This is a genomic window from Streptomyces sp. NPDC058632 (assembly GCF_042717095.1).
Taxonomy (GTDB): domain Bacteria; phylum Actinomycetota; class Actinomycetes; order Streptomycetales; family Streptomycetaceae; genus Streptomyces.
Genome location: NZ_JBHXQZ010000198.1, coordinates 1 through 2148, shown reverse-complemented (window position 1 = coordinate 2148; position 2148 = coordinate 1). Strand labels below are relative to the sequence as shown.

Sequence of the window (2148 nt, the reverse complement as noted above, 5' to 3'; positions counted from 1 at the left end):
CGCGGTCTTCGGCCCCACCGACGAGGGCGAGACCAGCTATGCCCCCCGTCTCCTGCACCTGCTGCGGCCGGACATGCTGGTGCTGTGGGACAAGGGCTTCGACGGCAACGCCTTCCTCGCCGCGGTGAGCGCCACCCGTGCCCAGTTCCTGGGCCGGCTCCGCAGCAACCGGCGGACCCCGGTCCTCACACGTCTGGCCGACGGCTCGTACCTGTCGGTGATCGGCACCGTAAAAGTGCGCGTCATCGACGCGCGCATCACCGTGACGTGCGCTGACGGCACACACTTCACCGGTTCCTACCGCCTGGCGACCAGTCTGACCGACGCCCGCCGCTACCCCGCCGCGTCCCTGATGCGCCTCTACCACCAGCGGTGGGAACACGAGTCGGCGTACTACGCACTCCGGCACACGATCATGGCCGGACGCGTCCTGCGCTCGGGCGACCCTGTCGGCGTCGAGCAGGAGATGTGGTCGCTGCTGACGCTCTACCAGGCACTGCGAACGGTCATGGCCGATGCCGCCGAGTTTCTTCCGGGAACCGATCCGGACCGCTGTGGCTTCACCATCGCCGTCCAAACCGCTCGCGACCAGGTCGTCCAGGCCGCCGGCATCGGCACAGCGAACCACGGCACGGCCGGCCGCATCGGACAGAAGCTTCTCGCCCACCTGCTTCCGGCCCGACGGCAGCGGGTGAGTGCCCGCAAGGTCAAATCACCGATCTCCCGCTACAGCCAGCGTCACCGCGACGGACGGCCCGACGTCGCTCTTGCCGTCGTCAGCCTCGACATCTCCATCCACGAACCCCCGGACATGCAGCCGGCCCTGCCCACCCGCTCCCGTGACGACCGGTATGCCATCCCGGCCCAGCGCCGCAGGCACCGGGTCCTGGCCCTCCTCCATGAGGACCCCGCCCGCCTCTGGCGCCCCCGCGAGATCGCTGCACATTTCGGGGACATCACCCTGCACACCATGTACAGACAGCTCTCCCGATGGGCCGACGACGGACTCATCCACAAGATCGGCCCTGGCCTCTGCGCAGCGACCGCATGGGAATCAAAACCCCTTGCCTGACCTGCGAAAACGCTAACTACCTGGCCTTGGGCCTTGTCCCCGGAGGGTGGACACCATTCGTGTCGTTATGCGGCAAGTGTCAGGGTAGCTGACTGCTGCTCGTAGGCGATCGGTGCCTGCTGCCCGAGGCGTGAGTGCCTGCGGCGGGTGTTGTAGCGGGTGGTCCAGCGGAAGACCGCCAGGCGGCAGGCGCGGGCCCCGTCGAAGCGGCGGGCGCCACGGAGCGTCTCGCGCTTGAGGGCCGCGTTGAACGACTCGGCGAGGGCGTTGTCCGCGCTCGTGCCCACCGCACCCATGGACTGGGGCACTCCCAACTCGGAGCAGACTGCGGCGAATTCACGGGACTTGTACTGCGCCCCATGATCGCTGTGGAAGATGGCGCCGGCCAGGCCGCCGCGAACCCGGGCGGCTGCCCGGAGCGCATCGGTGACCAGCTCGGTGCGCATGTGGTCGGCGATCGACCAGCCCACCAGACGACGCGAGAAGCAGTCGATCACCGTCGCCAGACACAAGAACTCACCGTCGCCCACCGGCAGGTAGGTGATATCGCCGACGTACTTGAGGTTCGGCTCACTCGCGGTGAAGTCGCGCCGCAGCAGGTCCGGCACCGGGGCGGCGGACGGTTCGGGCACGGTGGTGATCTGGCGCCTGCGCAGCCGCAGACCGGCGATGCCGTACTCGCGCATCACCCGCCCGACGCGCTTGTGGTTCACGCGCTCGCCGTCGTCGCGCAGCTCGGCGGTGATCCGCGGGCGACCGTAGGTGCGTCCCACTCGGCGTGCACGGCCCGGATCCGCTCGGCGAGCGCGGCGTCGGCCCGCTCGCGCGCGGCGCGGGCCGCGCGGCCCGTCCACCACTTGTAGAAGCTGGAGCGGGCCACCTCCAGCACCTGGCACAACCGCTTCACGCCGAAGGCGCGGTGGTGGTCTTCGATGAACTGGAAGCGGTTGATCACCAGGCCATCTCTTGTGCGAAAAACTTCGTCGCCTTGCGGAGAATGTCCCGTTCCGTGGCGAGCCGGTGCATCTCCTTGCGCGCTGCCGCCAGCTCCCGGCGCAGGGCCTCGTTCTCGGCCT

Annotated in this window: 1 protein-coding gene and 1 pseudogene; one reads left to right on the top strand and one right to left on the bottom strand. The window is 69.1% G+C overall.

Annotated elements, in window-relative coordinates:
- On the top strand, nucleotides 1-1072 hold a 1072-nt coding region (locus ACFWVE_RS34935; RefSeq protein ID WP_384023264.1), incomplete at its 5' end, for a transposase.
- A gap of 65 nt (nucleotides 1073-1137) precedes the next feature.
- Here the strand turns inward: ACFWVE_RS34935 and ACFWVE_RS34930 are convergent.
- Nucleotides 1138-2148 (bottom strand): annotated as a pseudogene (locus ACFWVE_RS34930) (IS3 family transposase); the annotation flags it as partial.